Source organism: Ruoffia sp. FAM 24228, assembly GCF_045528575.1.
In the GTDB taxonomy this organism is placed as follows: domain Bacteria; phylum Bacillota; class Bacilli; order Lactobacillales; family Aerococcaceae; genus Ruoffia; species Ruoffia halotolerans.
This window is the reverse complement of sequence record NZ_JBGQQZ010000002.1, coordinates 44292-62816: the sequence shown is the minus strand read 5'-3', so window position 1 is coordinate 62816 and position 18525 is coordinate 44292. Positions and strand designations below refer to the sequence as shown.

Below are 18525 nucleotides of genomic sequence, written 5' to 3'. Positions count from 1 at the left end.
GTGGTGAATTAACCATATCAGAAAGGGGGTCTTTTTTCATCACCTAATGGGTGATGAAGCAGATTACTTTAAAGACTATTAAATCAATGTTAGGAAAGACTATTAGTAAAACTATGAATTATTCAGGTTAGTTGCTATTTTACTAATAAAAATATACTTACTACTAAAAGGCATTAATTCCCTAGTTTGTTTTTTTAATATTCCATTATTAGCTACGATTAAGTTTGTATCTTTAGTTATCTCAACTAAATTAGGTTCATCAGCACTTAGGTAATGAATTACAGTATCACTTTTACGCTTATCTATTGAATACTCAATATCATTAATTAAGGCATAAAAGATATGAGTATCATTCTTGTAGATACCTTCTGAATAATCGTAAACAGCAAGGAAAGCATCTTTTTCTCTACCTTCACTAATCCGCACAAACTTACAGTGTTTTTCTAGTATGTTTGCTACACTTCTTGGATCAACTGGAACAGTAGTAACTTCTCCTGTTTTAGCGTTTATTTTACGATGTTGTTCTCTCCATACGTTACCTTCATCTCTTAATATTTCTTTCAATTCTTGAGTTGATTCAATATCCATATTAGAGAACAATTTCACCTTACTAATAAAGCTCCATTGAGTTCTTACATTCACGTTCCGACGTAAGTCATTATTCAAACGTTGGTGATTGTTGTTTTCCCATTCTTCATTGCCATTGGCTAGCATCGTGACGTATTTAAACGCTTGTTCTTGAGTAATCAAACCCTCTTGAACATCCTTAATGATTGAGTAATGAAGATTTACGTACTGACCTTCATCTTTAATGTTCTCCCAATCAGCTTCAATATAGTTAGCAACCATTTCATCTAATTCATCCTCTGGGATAGATTGAATTACAGAGTGCTGAGTATAGCTCGGTTGTTCTTCTTCCTGTATAACCTCAGCAACTGGATAGGGAATACCTTCGTTGTAAATAATTTCATAATCTGTTACATCAGTGCTGTGTGCTGGTAGCCCTTGGATCTGTGAGAATGTAGAGCTGCTAAAATCAGCATTCAATCCAATTTCTTCTGTTACTTTTTTGAATGTTTGTTCAAATTCCAACTTATTTAATGGTCTCTCTGGCTCTATTACAAATCTATATCTAGTGCCTTTAATTCCGTTACTAACAGTTGGATAAGTAATGTAACGATATCGCCCTACGGTATTACTAACATGCTGCTTAAACTCATCGCCTGACATATCTAAATCATCATAATCAATGATAATTAAATCTCTATTTTCAACTGATTCATTATTTCTGACATAACTACCGTTAGCTTGCGGTTTAATCGAACCTGAGATGAAGTATAAAGCCTCGTCTTTTTTGAAGATTTCTAATTGTGAACTATCAAACACTTGCGGACTATACTCAGCCAGATATTTTACTGGGTCATCTGTATCAATTTTTCTTAATTTGTTGTTTCTCAATCCCTTTTGTACTTTCAAATAACCACTTCTTTCTATTAATGTAATCATCTCAGTACAATTTCTTCTTATGTTAATTCCATCTCTCTCAAAAATGGAAATTCTTCTTAATCAATCTCGTACTTTCTAGTAATAATTTATTAATCATTGGTGTTATATTTGACTTTTACACAACTAAATGTTATGATAGTTATGTAAAGTATTTTATAAACTTTACTACTTTCTACGTATTAAAACGTATTACTTTAAGCAGTAATCTCCTAGGGGCTAGAGATAGCCTCTTTTTTTGTGCGTTCAATTGTGCTGAGTACCTCCCTTTCTCCAAAGTTAGTGTAATTTCTGTAATTCATTAGTAAAAAAATATCCCCTCGACCGTGGTAATATCCCCTATTCTATCTTTAATAATTTGGTGAAATTTCATCATCTCCTTTCTTGTAAACTCAGAATTTCCACGTTCTTTATTTGCGTATGTGTTTACGCTAATCCCTAACTCTTTTGCCATTATTTCCTGTGTGCCTATCATCTTTCTATAACCAATTACTTTGTTCATAATTACTCACCTCCACCTCTCGTGTAATTTCTGTAATTATAATATAACATACTATTTTATATAAATCAAGTATAAAACCGTGTAATTTCTGTAATATTTGGGTGTTTCTTTCTATCCACGAATTTTTATTTATATATCGTGTAATTTTTGAAGTTTATGATAAAATAATCATGATAGGGAGGACGATATAATGAGTTACAAACAATCTGATATTGAATTAGGTAAAAGGATAAAATATATTCGATCTTCTTTAAAAATGGATCAAAAATCTTTCGCAAACTTAATCGATGCAACAGTTTCAGCTTTGAGTAATTGGGAAAATGGACGTAATGCTCCTAATGATATTAGGCTTAAAGCAATTGCTGACATCGCTGGAATATCGGTAGAAGAATTAAAATATGGTAATGAATTAGAAAGAAAGAAAAGAAATGAAGATATTGAAATGTGGAAACGTGTCCTTGAAAACCATACTAATGATTTAGATTCATTACAAAACTTAAAAGATAGCAATTATCTTACTAATCTTATGAACATCACAACTAAACTAGAGAATGATATATCAAAAATAATTGATGATATTAATGCTGGTAAACTTAATCTCGAAGGCGTAAAGATAAAATTAGATACCCTACAGACTGGTTTAAGTGAAGTAAGTTACAATACGTATGATGATATGAAAGTTCTGGATGCAAATATAGCTAGTAATAAAAGCACAATAGATCTAGCCAACCGTAAACTTGAAGAACTTGGCTATACCTCAGCATCCAATGATAAAACAGATGCTGAATAACACATTTAGATCCATACACATAAAAAAATGGACGTGAATTTAATAGGTACGGTTGTATTGTAATATTTAAATGTATATTGTTATATAAATAAAATCTATACAGATGTCGGACTCTTATGGTATTATTATCATAGGAGTTTTTTTTATTTATAGGAGGAAATAGAATGAAGAGAATTATACTTGCTGTATTGTCACTATCTATAATTATTAATCCTGTCACTACATTCGCTTTAGATACATCAACTAATGATACCGAAGAGTATAAAGAGATGCCATATAAAGATGTTGCTAGAGATAAAGACGGTTTACGAGGAGAAAACATTGAGGTTACAGGTCAAGTTGCTCAAGTTTTTAAACATCCAATGTTTGGTGATAAGATGATACGTTTCACACTCTTTACAAAGATTAGTGATTTTGATGGGAAGTTCACTTACAATGATGTTTATATAGTAGATGCTTATAAGAACGATCTGGACTTCAACATATTGGAGGACGATATATTAACGATTAAAGGTGTGCTATGGGGCTATGCTGGATATACGAGTTGGACGAATACTGAGGTTAGTTATCCTAGTATATTACTATTTGAGACAGAACTTATGGAAGATATGATGGATGAAACGTTAGATTAGGAGGATGGAAAATGAAAAAATTATTATTAGGTTTGTCGCTAATATATTTAGTATCAGTACCCTTATATGTAAGTGCAGAAGAGGAAGTAACAATTGAAAGCTTGCAGAAAGAAAATGAGGACTTAAAACAACAGATTATTGAATTGGAAAATAGACTCACTAAATTATTAAATAATGATAATAAGGTAAAGGATAGCGATTCATATTCGTTTGGTGATTTTGTAGACATGGGTGACGGTGTACTGGTAGCTGTTACTGGTGTTGAACTTGGTGGACGTGTAATAGATGACGATATTGTAACAGATAATGTTATTACGCTAACTCTCACCATAGATAATGGTTCTTCTGAAAAACTAAGATTCACGCCAAGTGATTATAGCTTATATGATTCAGATAGAAATCAAGCCCAAGTTGACGGTTTTAGTTTTGACATATTAGAAATTGATGCTGGAATGAAAGCTGATCTAACTACTATATATGGTAGTAAAGAGAGTTTCCCATACACAATCGTCATTAATGATAATAATATTGTTATAGAGGAAAGTAATCTTAACTAAACAAAAACAAACCCTAATCAATCAAATGGCTAGGGTTTTTATTATACAAACTATTCAATTCCTCTCATAGCATCCAGTAATTCATGATTATCAATATGTAAATACCGTGTAGTCGTCTCAATACTCTTATGATTCAATGCTTTACTAATTAAAGGAACACTCAGTCCATTATCCAATAATCTTTTAGCAAACCCCCTACGTATTGCATGTGGATTAATATTCTCTAGTCCTGTACGTTCTTTATAATACTTAACTCGCTTGCTGAACGTTCTACTCTCCATTGGATTAGCAAGTGATGATAGGAATACATGACCTGTACCAATTCTCACTTGATTATATTCAAGAACTTCTCTACTAACCTTTTTTAAAGTAGATAACATAATTTTTAACCTATCTGATATAGGTAAAGTTAAATATCTGTAATTCTTCATTGATTCTCCAGAATAGCTAATTAACTTTGCATCAAGATCTAACATTTTATAAGTAACTTGGCATATCGTACCTAGTCTTGCTCCTGTTTCCCACATTAATAAAAACATTGTACCATCTCTTAATTCAGTGAAGTTATTAAAATCTAAGCTACCTAATAGGGTTTCTATCTCATCTTGAGATGCTCCAATTTTCACTTCTTCATTTACTTTAATTCGTATTTCGCTCCAAAAATCATGCTGAATAATACCTTCACTATACCACTTATTCAGCACTGCTTTCATTAACTTTAACCTTATTCTCATTGTACTACGTGACACATTATTATGATTGATATACAAAAGAAGCGAATCTTTATCCATTTCTGAAATAAGATTCACTTCTGTTATCTTCATATACCGTTCGATGTGATACTTGTAATCAGACATAGTCCTTTCCTTATATCCCATCAACTTTAATTGATGTAATGTTTCTTCTAACCGTTCCTTAATCGTTAACTTGCTGTTATCCAATTCTTGAATAGTTACCTTCTGACGATGTAAAGTATCTACCAATTCCTTACTCTCACCAAAAATATTAGAAACATCAGTCTCAAAACCTGTTTCGAACTTCTTGCTGTAACGTTGCTTACTCATACTGTTTTCCTCCTATTTTACTAGGGATTAAAACAAGGGTTATAAATAGGGTTCGATTTCCCCCCTTGATACAGCAAGGTTATGTACGATCTAGGCAGGATTCGAACCTGCGACCGTTCGCTTAGAAGGCGAATGCTCTATCCAGCTGAGCTACTAGACCAAATCAATACTGACAACTCTTATAGTATAGCCCATGATTGACTGAATTGTCAATAACAATATTAAAAGAGTTGTCGTACAAGGCTTTATAGCACTATTTTAAAATAGTACAATCATATCTTACTGCATAATATACGTAACTTTTATAGAAAATTACTAGTATGCTTTTTCTTCAGGCGAACTAACTTTTCACCGAACCAGACCGATTGTATCATTTTTAAGCTATTTTGTCTATATGTATTAGTATATTAACTTTAAACATCTTTCTATAGTTTTAACGCAAAAAAAATACCTAGCTACCATTTGGTAACTAGGCGAAGTTTGTTTTACCCTTTTTACTTATCCTCATCATCTTTTCCGTATTTCAGTATACTTTCAATCACGTACATTAATAACAATATTATAACTGAGAACTCCCATTCTCCACTGAATAATGTTATCAGTGCACCTACAAACCCAGTTAGCCAGTAAACTATGTGTTTAACATCATCCACTATCTCACCTCTTCATCTTCTAACTTATCTTCCTCTATCTCAACTCTTTCCTGAACCTGTGTTAAGCGCCTCTTTAATTCATCAGGTACTAATACATCCATCGCACCAGCATTCTCAACAATAGACAGTCCTTCATTTGCTATGTAAGCAATCAATACAATAAGCATGATAGAATTAGTACCTTCAAATAGAATCATATCTACTATATGAGCAACTACTACAATGAGCCATTGAACTCCTTTTCTAGATATTCCTCGCCTCATCTTTCTACTGGATAATTCCTTGAAGTAGAAGGCTTTAGAGATTCCCATTAATACATCAATGATTTGCATCATTGCTAACATTCCCATTAAAGGATGATACCCACCAGTGGTGAATACAATAAAGCTGTTCAAGTACCCAGTCGCTACCTCTACATTTGCTCCCACTTTTCCCCTCCTTAAAATAATTCTCTTATGCTCTTCTTCCTATAGCTATATAGTTAATCTCATGAGATGTACTAACCGCTTGTCCATTCGCACCATTTACAGAACTAGCTGTAAAACCAGTAGCTGTTACCGTAGTCACAGATGGAACAACAAACTCCCATCGACCACTTACAGCAGTTGCAATAACAATAGGAGTACCAGTAAAACTACCTCCATAACTGTTGAATGTAACAGTAAATTCAGACCCAGACACTGTCGCTCTACCATACTTAGTAAGTACATCAGCACCACCAGTATTCACATTATCTACAACTGCTCTTCCATAGTCTGCCCATGCTCCTGCTTCTAAAATTGGATTTGGAATATTAGAGACATCAGGCAACTCATCAACTCTAGCCAACCTTTTATATGACCCAGCACTATCTTCAGCATAAGCATTACCTGAAACAAATAGGTCATCATTCATAATAAAGCCATTTGAAGAAGTAGTATTTAGATGAGTCGAACCAGATGTAACATTTAAGTTAAAAGTTTTACCGCTACCCTTAACATTTAACCGACCATCTGAATCAATTCCTCCACTACCAACTTGTAGACTGGCTGAATTGGAATTATCAAACATAGCCCCTATTCCTGAACCATGCTTACCAAATGAGATTGGAACAGCCTCTGTACCAACTACAGAGTTACCTGTGGCGCTTGTTGATGTACCACTGACTACTAACCTTAAATCATATGCTGATGTTGCTGTAAAGCCACTTGTTTGAGTAACAGCGATAGAGTATCTACCACTTGAGACTGTTACGTTTCCAGTAGCAACTGAAGACCATGTATTCGCACCTCTGATACTTTTAGTGATAGTGAACTTAGGTGTACCATCTATCTGAGACATATACTGACCATTAGCTGTTATCTTGATACCAGTCGTTCCGTTCCTAATAGCTTTGAATGAATCAATACTTATCTTTTGAGCTTCCTTGAAAGTAACTGATGTTTCAAATATGGTTGACCTGTTTCTTGAATCTGTTACGGTAACTCTGACAGGTACTGAGCCTACTGAACCAATAACAGGTGAAGTATAACTATAAACTGTAGTAGTAGTTGAGTGAGAACCAATTTGAAACCTTCTACTTTTTATCGTTGCATTATCTTTTAAAGAAATAATACTTGTTGGTGCTGATACTTTTACACTAGATATGTCCTTATATGCTGACCCACCTATCGCACCGACAATTGTAACTGTTGGGTTCGTTGTAAATTTTGGACCATTACTTGCAGGAATCACCACAGTTATACTAGATGTACTTGTTCTAATAGTTTTCCCATTATGAGTGGATACAACGCTAATATTCATTACACCTGTGTTATTATTCCCTAAAGCTCTATAGATTAAGTTTTTTATAGTTGATGTTAAAGTAAATGTTTTGGCAGTATTAGGGTATGTTAAAGTTGTCTCTGTCTCGTGTATCACTGTTGTTCCAATTTTAGCTGTGTACTTATAAGCAATTCCTTTAGTACCCTGTAAGCCCACCTTGTAACTGGAATCATTCGTGCTAATTTGAGATGGTACATCATAGAGCCTAACTCCTTGAATGTTGTCATCATCTCGAATCCAACCAATCGCATAGCTGTTTGTGATGTCATTAATTGCATATAAATCTACATTATTAGTACCTACAACATGATTAATTATTTTATAGCTACCAGCTTCATTAACCCATCCACTTTGTAATGTATTTCTAGCATTAGCTCTGTCTGAATCATAATACAATCGCATTGGTACATTAACTATTTCATACATTGTTCCTACTGCTTGCGCCATGTTTTCCTCCTTAATAAAGTAAATAGAAAGGGCGACCACCGCCCCTCCTTCTACTCTTTATTTATCCTGTGAATCTAACAACTGTTATATCTCCCTCAGTTTCCATAGTGTGTTTAGGAAGATTAAACTTGTCTTGTATTTGAATATTTTGAGATACCATTGTGTTACCTGTGATGTATGTTCCTTTTGTGTCACCATCAAGGAATTGAATCTCATCATTAGTCATTCTTAACTTTGTCTGAGCATTTGACTTACCAATCGTAAACGCTTCATCGAACTGGAAGAATGTATCAATATTCTCCTTAGTTTCTTCAACACTAACAACTCTCTTATCTAATCCATCTACAGATGATTCAGTTGTTGTAATCTTATTAACATACTCATCAGTATGAGTGATTAAGAAATTATTCTTAGTGACATCTACATCTGTTCTAAGACCTGCTATCTTTTCAGATTCTTCTGTAACGGTCTGAATAGTGCTACTTAAATCTGAATCGTTCGCTTTATTATCTATCTTAGATTGAACATCTTCTGGAGCTGGTGTCCAGTCAGTAGCTGTGTTACCACGTTCAACTTTTAGTTTACTAATCTTAAAGAAGTCATCTGTGCCATACCCAGAATAAAACTCCAATGTGTTGTAACTATACCTAGGAGTGTCTCTCACTTCTGCATGAGTTGTAAACGAAATTCTTTTATTTATAGTGTCTCCTACATTTCCTTGTAGTTGATTACCTATTGACACAGAAGGTATTCCTACGGGACCAGGTACATTTGAGTTGTACACTTGTAGTGAAGGGTTTTTTGTTGCTATCTTCATCTCTATATCAAATGAGATAGTTATTACTTCACCGTCTTTTAAGTCCATGTAACTTTGTCCTGTTTTTATTGTTCGATACTCAGCACGTGACCCACTTGTAGCCCCTAGACCTGAAGCCTCAAGTGCGGAACTATTTAATACTAAATTCCTTCCACCTATCTCAATATTCTGTGGCATTAAGCTCCATTGGTAGGCACTATAACTATTACTTTCAGTCTGAGTAGTTTTATTGAAAGCTAACCCAATATATTTCTTACCATCTGGATATTGATTCATACCACTTGTTGGAGTGTCCGCATATCTTACCCAAGTATAGGTAGTCTTTCCATTGTCACCTGTATCGCCTTTGACACCTTGTGGACCTCTAGGACCAGTAGAACCATTTTCCCCAATATACTTACTCCAAGTAAATCCTGTGTAAGATGGGGCGCTCGATGAGTTAGTTACCGCAATACCAACATACTTAGTTGTACTTGATGGTTTAGTATCCATTCCTGAACCATTAGAATTGGCAGAGTATCTGATATGTACCCATTGAGATTGACCATTAGAGCCAGATGGTCCTTGTATACCTCTAGGACCTTGAGGACCTGGGTCTCCTTTTTCACCTTTAGCACCTTTAACTAAAGTCCAACTATATTTAGATGGGTCTTCTGAGTCATCTGACTCAAAATCAGTATAAGTACCGATATATAGTTTATTAGCACTATCATTGATACTAAATCCAGATGTCCCTGTTGAATTATTAGCCCAAGCTGTATGGAAGTATGGTGTACGACCATCTTTACCTTCTGGTCCTCTTAAACCTTGACTACCATCTTTACCTTTTATTAAGGTCCATTCATAGTCAGCTGGACTATCTGAGCTGTCACTTTCATTATTTACATACATACCGATATATGTTGCATCATCGAATGTATCATGAGAGAAATTAGCTCCAGTCTTAGAGGTTGAATATGCAATGTGTGTATATGTTGATACACCATCTTTACCTTCTGGACCTTGAATACCTTGCTTACCTTCAGGACCTTCTAATCCTTGCAATCCTCTAGGACCTTGTTCGCCAGGTTCTCCTTTTTCACCTTTAACTTTCATCCACTTGTAATCTAAGTAGTCCTCAGAGTCTTCTTCAACCTCATTTACATATGTACCCATATACTCTTTGTCTGTTGAGTCTGAGGTAGAGAATCCATCTCCCATAGGACTATCTGCCCATGCTACGTGAATATAGGTAGATTGACCATCTTCCCCAGGTTCTCCTGGAGTACCATTCGTTCCATCTGAACCTCTTAATGAGGCTACCCAATCATCTAATGTTCCTTCAAACCCTGCTTCAACAGCTAATTGATAAGCTGATTTACCTGCTATATTCACTTTAACTACTGCTGATGAGCTTACTAGTAACTCTTGGAACTCATCATCGAATAAACGAACGACAAAAGTTGACTCATTGTTAGATATGTCATTTGCGTAAACTGTTATATGATTTAACTGAATAAACTTATTCTTATCATTCCAACCTTCATCATCTCTGAAATCTTCTGAAACTCGTACCCAAGAGAAATTCTTAAAGCGCTCTGTAACTTCATGATTGCCTTGATAGACCCTAGCTATTAACTGAGTTGAATCAATTGTTGCTCTACTTGCTTCCTTTTCTGTAAATGAAATACGCTCAAACTCCATATCTTTTTCAGCGTAGATTCTAATTTTTCTGATATTCTTATCAAAATCAACAATAGGGAAGTTGAACTCTGCATCAGCATATAGCGGTATCATGTCAGTTAAAACAACTTGACCTAAAGCATCTAAAAATTCTACTTTGAACTCATGTATATCTAGCTCATGAACATCTTTAGGCTCTAATGGATAAGGAGTATCTTCACCTTGTGGATTTAATAAGTCATCCTCTGGAATGATAACTTCATCTGCTGTAATAGGTTCTCCAATAATTAACTCATCAATCGTATCAATGATATTATTAGCTACCTTACCAGAGAATCTGAATTCATTATCAGTCTTCTGTGCACCGTAAAGCTCAATGACATGCTCTCCTGCTTGAACAGGTAAATTTGTCGTTGGTCCAACTACTAATTCAGTCTCAAATTGATTGATATCACCAGATAACAGTAACCCATTTGACCCTTCCAATTGAATAGTTAAAGGTTCTCCTTTATGATACTCTTCCAGTATGTCTACTCGTGTATCCTGTAATTGCTTCTGTAAAGCCAAAATATCATCTTTAGATTGTGGATATAGCTCTTTAACATTACCAATAGTGATTGTGTCATTGCTTGGATTCGTTTCAGATGTGGTGATGTTTAGTACTCTAGCTTCAATAGCTAAAGGTGGGTTAAATTCATGGTCAACAAAAATACCAACATCACCTATAGATACGGTATCAGGTAGTTCTTTAAGTTTAACCGTATATTGAGTTGCTGGCTGAGCATGTTTTCTCATGAAATCTAAACCTTCTTTCAACATGTCCTGTTCATCATCTGTGTTAACTGTTAAGATTCGTTCAATCCATAACACCTGACCACCTTTAGGTCTGAAACCGAATTGGTCATTTAAAGTCTTGTTATAGATGACTGATTCACCATTCGGACTGACAAAGATGTCATCTGTATAGCTAATTGTTTTAATGTCTTTAGTATCAGTAGAAGTTCCAGTTGATGGTGTCACAGAAGGTTTAGACCAGTCTGAATTTGCTACTTCATAGATTGCCTGTGTTATAAACTCTGCATGAGCTTGATAACCTGCTGAAGTCATGTGGATGTTGTCTGAACCATAATAACTAGCTTGAGCATAATGAGACCAGTTCACGTAAAAAACATTCGAATATGTCTCTGAAGCTAACATATAGGCACTAGCAACTGAAGCCTTGTGATTCACTGCTGAGTCAGTATCAACTAAGAGTAACTTTCTACTTGAGCCAATCATGTTAACAGCTCTTTGAATCTCGGATGAATTAACACCTCTGTTTGTACCTAATATCATGACTACATAATCATTTAACTGATTCGAGCTAATGATATCTTGTAATTGCTCAAGCGCATCATAAACTTTTGTCGCATGTGTCCACTGTCTTGAACCATAGTTATTGTAGTTAGCTGACTGCCAAGTGAAGTCTTTTAGATGTGGCTCTGTACCTACACCTAGAGAGTCACCAATAACTGTAATAGAACGCTTAGATGTATCATTTCTAGCCTCTGTAGTGATTGAACCACCGACAACTCTAGGCTCAGACGTGCTATTAGATGATGATGGATTAGTCTCACCACCATTTCCACCTGCAAACGCTATTTGGTCCCATTCCTGTAAGTTGTATTGTTCAATGATTCTGATTAGCTTAGAAGGGTAAGCTGGGTCGGTTGCATACCCAGCGTTCTTTAATTCCTGTGATGCTTTCTTATAATCCTTCTCACCAACTACTTTCTTATAGTTGTTTCGTCTCCATTCAGTATTGGTGAAGAATGCACCATGCTCTTCTACTGATTCATTCCAACTATCGTATACTCTAAAGTCTGCATAAACATAGTAGTATCCTTTAGAAGCACTCCATTCTTGGGTTCTGTAGTTAACAGTAGGACCATTCCAGTCTTCCGAATCCTTAATTCCAAATAGATTAAAATTTGGACTTTTAGCAAGGTCTGACCCTCCCCAACCAGATTCTAAAGCTGATTGAGCTCCTGTTATAGATGGTAATATCTTATGTTTCTGCCATCCATTTATTGCACCTTCTTTTATCTGATTTAAAAAAGATTGACTCATTGTAGTTATCTCCTCCTTTTCAATTTATCGTGATATAAAAAGAGACTACTCAATGTAGCCCCTTTAAACGTCCATCACTCTGTAATAACCATTTACATTTGTGATAGATTTCTGTGTGATAATTCCTAATTCTGGTGTAGCACTATGTACAATTCCAGCTCCACTGTTTGGAGTTCCAAGTAATATTGCTACGTGCCCACCACCATGTTGAACTACTAAGTCACCCCTTCTTGCCTCAGATGCTGATATCTTCTTAAATGGTGATTTCTGTTGTGCAATGGTATATGTAGTACATCTATGATTAATTCTGAAGCCAGCGTATCTATAGGCTTCATAAATTAAACCTGAGCAATCGTTCGCTTTAAATGCAACTCCACCCCACACGTATCTACCACCGACTTGTGATAATGCTCTTTTAACAGCCCCTTCAACCTTTGAACTAGTAGGCATATTACTAATATGTCCACCAATCTTTACTTGTGGGTTCTTATTTACTAGTCTGAATACGTAAAGGGGACTACCAGCTCTTCCTTCAACTGGTGTACGTGTAATCCCATTATCCCTAAAGTTACAGTGGATAATCTGATTATTACTTAAGAATACTCCTGTGTGTCCACTTGCACCAGCAGATGCACTACCTTTTGCTCCTGAAAGGAATATATCTCCTCTTCTAGCCTCCGAACGTTTAATCTCGTACATTAACTTGTTCGTCCCAATATCGTTCCATAAACTCACTGTAGAGCCTAGGTAGTTGATATTAGGTTTAAATCCAGCATAGAATAAAGCTGAGTATAATGCTGATGAACAATCATAACTTGAAGGTCCACTTCTAGCGCTCATAGAATAAGTTACTTTACCTTCCCTATCAGCAAACCACTTAATCATCTTATCCATCATCTCATCATGTGCTGATTTACTTGGTGCCGTTGAAACATTAGATGAAGCAGATGTGTTTGATACTTTAAGTGTTAAAGGATTATCAGATGAACTTGAATAGTTTTTCTTAGTTGTATTGTCAGACGTGTTATAGCCAAATGACTTAATAACTGACCACATTAAGTTCTTAAATGTAGCATGATTATTCTCAAAAGTAGGACTATATTTATTCAGAAAAGCCTCATAATTAGCTTGTCCTGTTTCCACGTAATTATATCTTACTAGATGGAACCAATCCGCAATCCCTGCTTCTTTTGTTGAGTATTTTCTCCACTGTGAACCTGCATAGGTTACAGACTGATAACCACTTGTCCATCTGATACACCCATAGTTATAATCCACTTTACCTGGATGTGCTCGTCCAAATGTAGTCTCTTTCGCCCAAACACCTAATACTGCACCTACAGCAATCCCATAATAATCAGCATAGTCTTTAATCTTCTGACCTTGACCCACTAAAGGTGAATCTGGATAGAAGTTTCGTAGGAATGTATCAATGTAAGCACCTGTTACATGAGGTGGGTCTGCTTGATTCATATTAAACTTATTAACTTCTGCTAAGTTCCAGCCTGATGTACTAAGTCTAGTAGCGCCTGTCGCTTTAGAAGCATCGAACTGCTTAGCAACTGGTTGCTCATACTTCTTAGTAGTGACTGTTGTCTGTTTATTTGTCGTAGTTGAACCTGCTGATTGAGACGTTGTTTCTTTACCTTCTATAATTAGTTTAGTCACAACATTATCTATATTGACTTTTCGCTCAATACCTTCGATAAAATCATCAGAACTTAATCTGAATCCATTATCTCCCTCTAGACGTTGTTTAACTATATGAATGTAAAACTGCGGTGCACCTGGTGTGTCAATTAATGTCTCAAAATAGAACTCGACACTGAAGTCAGATGCAATCTTTCTTATTCTAGCTAATAATGTCTCACTATTAGTGTATTCGAGTTGTAAACTTGTATTTGACTCATTATCTCCAACTTCCCAACCAGTCTCTTTCAAAACATTATTTAGATAGAATGATATCGGTTGAGCTGTGGCTGGTAGTTCTTGTTTTGTAACTATCTTATTAATCAAGTTTAATGATGTGTCTTCCATATAGACTTTCTTATACCGTCCAACATCATGAATAGTCATAATTGTCCCTAAAACTCTGACACCCTGCCTATTCAGGAAGGTTATATAATGACCTTCCTTGAGATGTACTGCTTGAGGGCTATCTTTAGGTGAGCTAAACTCTAATGTATAGATACCACCATCAATGCTTGTCGATAGCTTATCTTGAGTAAAATGTAATCCATTTTCTGTATTATTGTCCATCCAACATAGTCTGTTGAATTCTCTATCAAGTATTTCCACATTTTTCAAAAACTAACACCTCCTATCTAAAACGTTCTTGAAATTCTGCCGTTACCGTTGGTAAGGCTGACCAGTCACTAGTGACTATTTGTAATTCATTAGGTCCGTAGTCTATATCAAAGAACTTCGAATCTACATCATGTAATCCTTGGAACGTGATACCGTTGTGAATAATCTCGCCAGTTGAGTTATCTATAACTAGTCTATCTCCTTTAGTGAATGTGTTCGCTACCTTAGCAAACCTATCACCTTCATTTAACCTATGAACGGTCATTGAATTGATTGAAGCACGGCTAAATGGATTCGTATTATCCCATGTACCACCGATGACTAACACTTTTGATGCTGTTAGGGTAGATAGATGATTACTACGTGTTGAATAGCTAACCGTTCTTTGTCCATTTGATGATTGCGTTTTCGTTTTCCCAACACCTGACTTGTTAGCTGTTACATCTTCTTCATTCATCCAATATATCTGTACACCTGAGTAAGTGATAAGATATTGCTTCTTACCTTTCCAATTTCTGGTTGCTTGCACTCTGTTTGCTCTACCTCTAGTAAAACCTTGTATCGAATGACCTACACCATCGTATCCATAACCATACCTGGCACTTGTTTTGATATATACAGTTGAACCAACACTAAACTTCTCTACAACTGAACTAGATGAATTTACGTTCTGATTCTTACCTGAGTCCCAAATCCATGTAAATCTATCTCCTTCTTTAGTCATCTGAACGTTTCCATTGAAACCATTAGGGAATTTAGCTGTCTTAACTATCTTAGACTTATAATTACCTTGTCCACTGAAATCGTTTACCTTAGCTGTCATAGTCACTTCGTTTGAGTTATTCAGAACATTGTATATTGAAGTAGTCATAATCGGTTTATTGTCCTTATCCATCAACACAATTAAGAACATACCTGTGTTAGATAAGTTGTTAGACTGGTCTTCAAATGTGATTCGAGATTGTAATCTAAAGTTAGTTAGTCTATGTATTTCATCTTGAATTGTATTGAAGTTTCTATAGTAGCCAAATGAGTTCCAATAATAACCTGATTTAGGTGCTGTTGATTTAGTAGGTTTAATACCCCAATCATCAAAACTAGGTTGTCCTGTTCCTAAACTCAACTTATTATAATCAGGAACCCATAAACCACCTGAATGATTATCTGAAGCTAATCGAGTCCAATCACTCATGTCTGACTCATGCATTTCTTCATTCATAGCAAGTTGTTGCATAGGTAATTCAATAGTTGTCTTTTGTTGCTTATCTCCTAGTGCAATAAATCCATTAGGTGCTACAATACTTAAAAAGCCTGAGTCAGATGGGAAAGTTATATCAAATTTAGGAACTGTTGGTGCTGTACCGTTGTTGTTAATTAAGATTACTCCTAGCCCATCTGAATCAACTACCTTAGCACCTTGTGATGAATACCAATAGCTATCTTGTGATTTGAATGAGATAGTTGCATCTCCTCCACTGAATCGAGATGTTAACTCAATTCCTCCATCAAGTTCAGCCATTAGATATCTGTCCTCTACACTACTTATGATTAAAGGTTTAGGTTCACGTGTGAATAGTATCTGGTTTAACTTATCAAGATTGTATTGAATATCATTCTTAATAGTAATATTTACATCTACCTTTAGTCCTTCACCTCTTGGTGCAACATAAGGTAATACGCTACGTACCATGCAATAGTCTGTTATCTTATAACTGTCATAATAAACGTCTAATATCATCCTATAATGCACCTCCTTGAATTCTAATATTTCTGTTATCGTACAATTCGTTTAACTCATTAATGTCATCCAATATCTCTTCTGACAATGAACGTCCATTTATTTTTACATCAGTATCTTTATCTAATAATCGTCTCATTAAATAAGTCATCTCTTCTAATAAACTTCTATTATTCGTTTGTGCTTGTGTTGGTTGTGGTGCTTGTGCAAATGTATATGTACTAGCTACAGCCACATCTGGTACTGAGAACGATGTATCTTTAACATCTTTAGCAATTGAGTTCAATGCTTTATCAACAAACTTAGCACCTTTATCAACACCGACTGCCACACCTTCTGGCAATGCTGAACCAATTGGAATCATAACCTTTGCTGGTGAATTAATCTGGAATACACCTTTTAATGTATCTGTAATACCAGAAGCTTTATTACTTACCCAGCTAACCATTTCATCCCATTTGCCTGCTATACCATCCCATAATCCTTCGACTATACTTGTACCTATACTGAATAGATTGATACCTTCTAAGAAACCTGTGACTTCATTCCACTTCTCTTTAATCTTTCCAGGTATCTTTCCAAACCAATCAACTACTGAGTTATACATATCAGTTACTTTTTGTGTAATGGAATTCTTCATATCAGTAAACCATTGAACCACTGAGTTATAAGCTTCCTGTGTTTTAGTTGATACACTAGATACTATTTGACTGAACCAGTTAGTAATAGAAGTCCACATGTTTGATACAATTCCAACAACTGCTGTACTTACGTTGTTCCAGATATTAGACAACATTGGTCCAATTGTTTCCCAGTTCTGCCACAACGTATAAACTATAGCGATAAGTGCTGTAATAGCTACTATAGTTAAGGTTATCGGACTGGTTAGGACTGCCATAACAGTAGCAAATGCTGTAGTAGCAAAGGTTGCTATTGTCGTTGCTAATGTGTAAGCTCCTATAGCTGTTGCAACAATACCTAAGCCTATTATCAATCCTTCTAGTAATGATGATAAGATTGGATGCTGTTCTGACCATAGTTTGTACCGTTCAATCACTGAATCAATCACTTCTGGTATTTCTACGATTGCTGATGTGACACCTTGTATTATTGGTATCACTGCTTCCAATATCGGAGCTCCAACAATAGCTAAGAAGTCTTGCCATGCTTGTTTAAGGTTACCCATGACATTCTCCAGACCATCTGCCTCTCTTGCTGACTGTCCCATAGCACCTGATTGCTCTTGCATATTTGTAACATATTCAGTTCTCGTTGCCATCTTAGTTGCTTCATCTAACTTCTGCCATTCTGCTGTAGAAGATACTACTCCTTGTTCAATTGCAAACTGTGCTAATTGAGCATCTGTTGCGAATACACCTACAGACTCTCCTGCCTCATAGTTACCTTTTACAAAGCTGGTTATTGATGCTTGTGCGCTCTCCATACTTACATCATAAAAAGCAGCCGCATCTGCTGAAGCTATGGTAGCCTTTTCAGCTACACCCATCGCATCCTCTGCTTCCATCCCAACTCCTTTGAACATTGATGTGAGTTGTGTAAAGCCAGGTTTAACACGGTTAGGAAGCATACCAAACTCATCAGCCATGTCACCAATCATGCCTGTTGCTTCATCTTGCATGTCTCCAAACACTTGCCCAAATTGAGCTTCTAATGCTTGTGCATTGGCTGAAGCTTCTACTGCTAACTTCCCAAAGTCAACCATTTTATCTACTGCAAACACTGTACCAATAGCCACTGAAGCCTTCTTAAAGAACCCTACCATCTTATTCGTTTCTTTCTCAGCTTTGCTTGTTACCTTTTCAATACTCTTTGTTGCATCATCTACCTTAACCTGTATTTCACCAGCGAATTCGAATAAATTATTCAGTTTTCTCACCTCTCTTCTTCGATAGTTATGCTGAGAATATCTTCAGCTTGTTT

At 35.7% G+C, this 18525-nt stretch carries 13 protein-coding genes and 1 tRNA gene; 3 read left to right on the top strand and 11 right to left on the bottom strand.

Translation table 11 applies throughout. The annotated features are described in order from the left end of the window. Positions 1-111 precede the first annotated feature (111 nt). Positions 112-1506, bottom strand: a complete 1395-nt coding sequence (locus tag ACEN33_RS00790; protein ID WP_407094374.1) for a hypothetical protein — start codon at positions 1504-1506, stop codon at positions 112-114. A gap of 298 nt (positions 1507-1804) precedes the next feature. Then, positions 1805-2005, bottom strand: a complete 201-nt coding sequence (locus ACEN33_RS00785) for a transcriptional regulator (protein WP_407094373.1) — start codon at positions 2003-2005, stop codon at positions 1805-1807. 190 nt (positions 2006-2195) lie between these two features. On the opposite strand from ACEN33_RS00785, the gene ACEN33_RS00780 reads away from it, so the two are divergent. From ACEN33_RS00780 to ACEN33_RS00770, 3 genes are all read left to right on the top strand, one after another. Further along, entirely contained in the window at positions 2196-2795 is a 600-nt protein-coding gene (locus ACEN33_RS00780) for a helix-turn-helix domain-containing protein (RefSeq protein ID WP_407094372.1), read from the top strand. A gap of 164 nt (positions 2796-2959) precedes the next feature. Next, positions 2960-3427: a hypothetical protein gene (locus ACEN33_RS00775; RefSeq protein WP_407094371.1), complete on the top strand. Its 468-nt coding sequence runs from the start codon at positions 2960-2962 to the stop codon at positions 3425-3427. Between the two features lie 11 nt (positions 3428-3438). Further along, positions 3439-3984 (top strand): hypothetical protein, encoded by a 546-nt coding sequence (locus tag ACEN33_RS00770; protein ID WP_407094370.1) that lies wholly within the window; start codon positions 3439-3441, stop codon positions 3982-3984. 50 nt (positions 3985-4034) lie between these two features. On the opposite strand, the gene ACEN33_RS00765 is transcribed toward ACEN33_RS00770, so the two are convergent. From ACEN33_RS00765 to ACEN33_RS00725, 9 genes are all read right to left on the bottom strand, one after another. After that, positions 4035-5048: a tyrosine-type recombinase/integrase gene (locus ACEN33_RS00765; RefSeq protein WP_407094369.1), complete on the bottom strand. Its 1014-nt coding sequence runs from the start codon at positions 5046-5048 to the stop codon at positions 4035-4037. An 86-nt stretch (positions 5049-5134) separates the two neighbouring features. Then, positions 5135-5208 (bottom strand) — tRNA-Arg (locus ACEN33_RS00760). A gap of 334 nt (positions 5209-5542) precedes the next feature. Continuing rightward, the gene (locus tag ACEN33_RS00755; RefSeq protein WP_407094368.1) at positions 5543-5701 is read right to left on the bottom strand and encodes a hypothetical protein; all 159 of its coding nucleotides are present in this window, start codon (positions 5699-5701) and stop codon (positions 5543-5545) included. After that, positions 5701-6129 (bottom strand): holin family protein, encoded by a 429-nt coding sequence (locus ACEN33_RS00750; RefSeq protein ID WP_407094367.1) that lies wholly within the window; start codon positions 6127-6129, stop codon positions 5701-5703. Before ACEN33_RS00750 ends, ACEN33_RS00755 begins: the two co-directional genes overlap by 1 nt. A gap of 25 nt (positions 6130-6154) precedes the next feature. Then, positions 6155-7951, bottom strand: coding sequence for a hypothetical protein (locus ACEN33_RS00745; RefSeq protein WP_407094366.1), 1797 nt, complete (start codon positions 7949-7951; stop codon positions 6155-6157). 61 nt (positions 7952-8012) lie between these two features. After that, positions 8013-12539, bottom strand: coding sequence for a glucosaminidase domain-containing protein (locus ACEN33_RS00740; RefSeq protein WP_407094365.1), 4527 nt, complete (start codon positions 12537-12539; stop codon positions 8013-8015). Between the two features lie 63 nt (positions 12540-12602). Continuing rightward, positions 12603-14837, bottom strand: a complete 2235-nt coding sequence (locus ACEN33_RS00735; protein ID WP_407094375.1) for a phage tail spike protein — start codon at positions 14835-14837, stop codon at positions 12603-12605. A gap of 22 nt (positions 14838-14859) precedes the next feature. Further along, complete coding sequence (locus ACEN33_RS00730; protein WP_407094364.1) at positions 14860-16584, bottom strand: distal tail protein Dit; 1725 nt, start codon at positions 16582-16584, stop codon at positions 14860-14862. A gap of 1 nt (position 16585) precedes the next feature. Further along, positions 16586-18481, bottom strand: coding sequence for a hypothetical protein (locus ACEN33_RS00725; RefSeq protein WP_407094363.1), 1896 nt, complete (start codon positions 18479-18481; stop codon positions 16586-16588). Between the last annotated feature and the right edge of the window lie 44 nt (positions 18482-18525).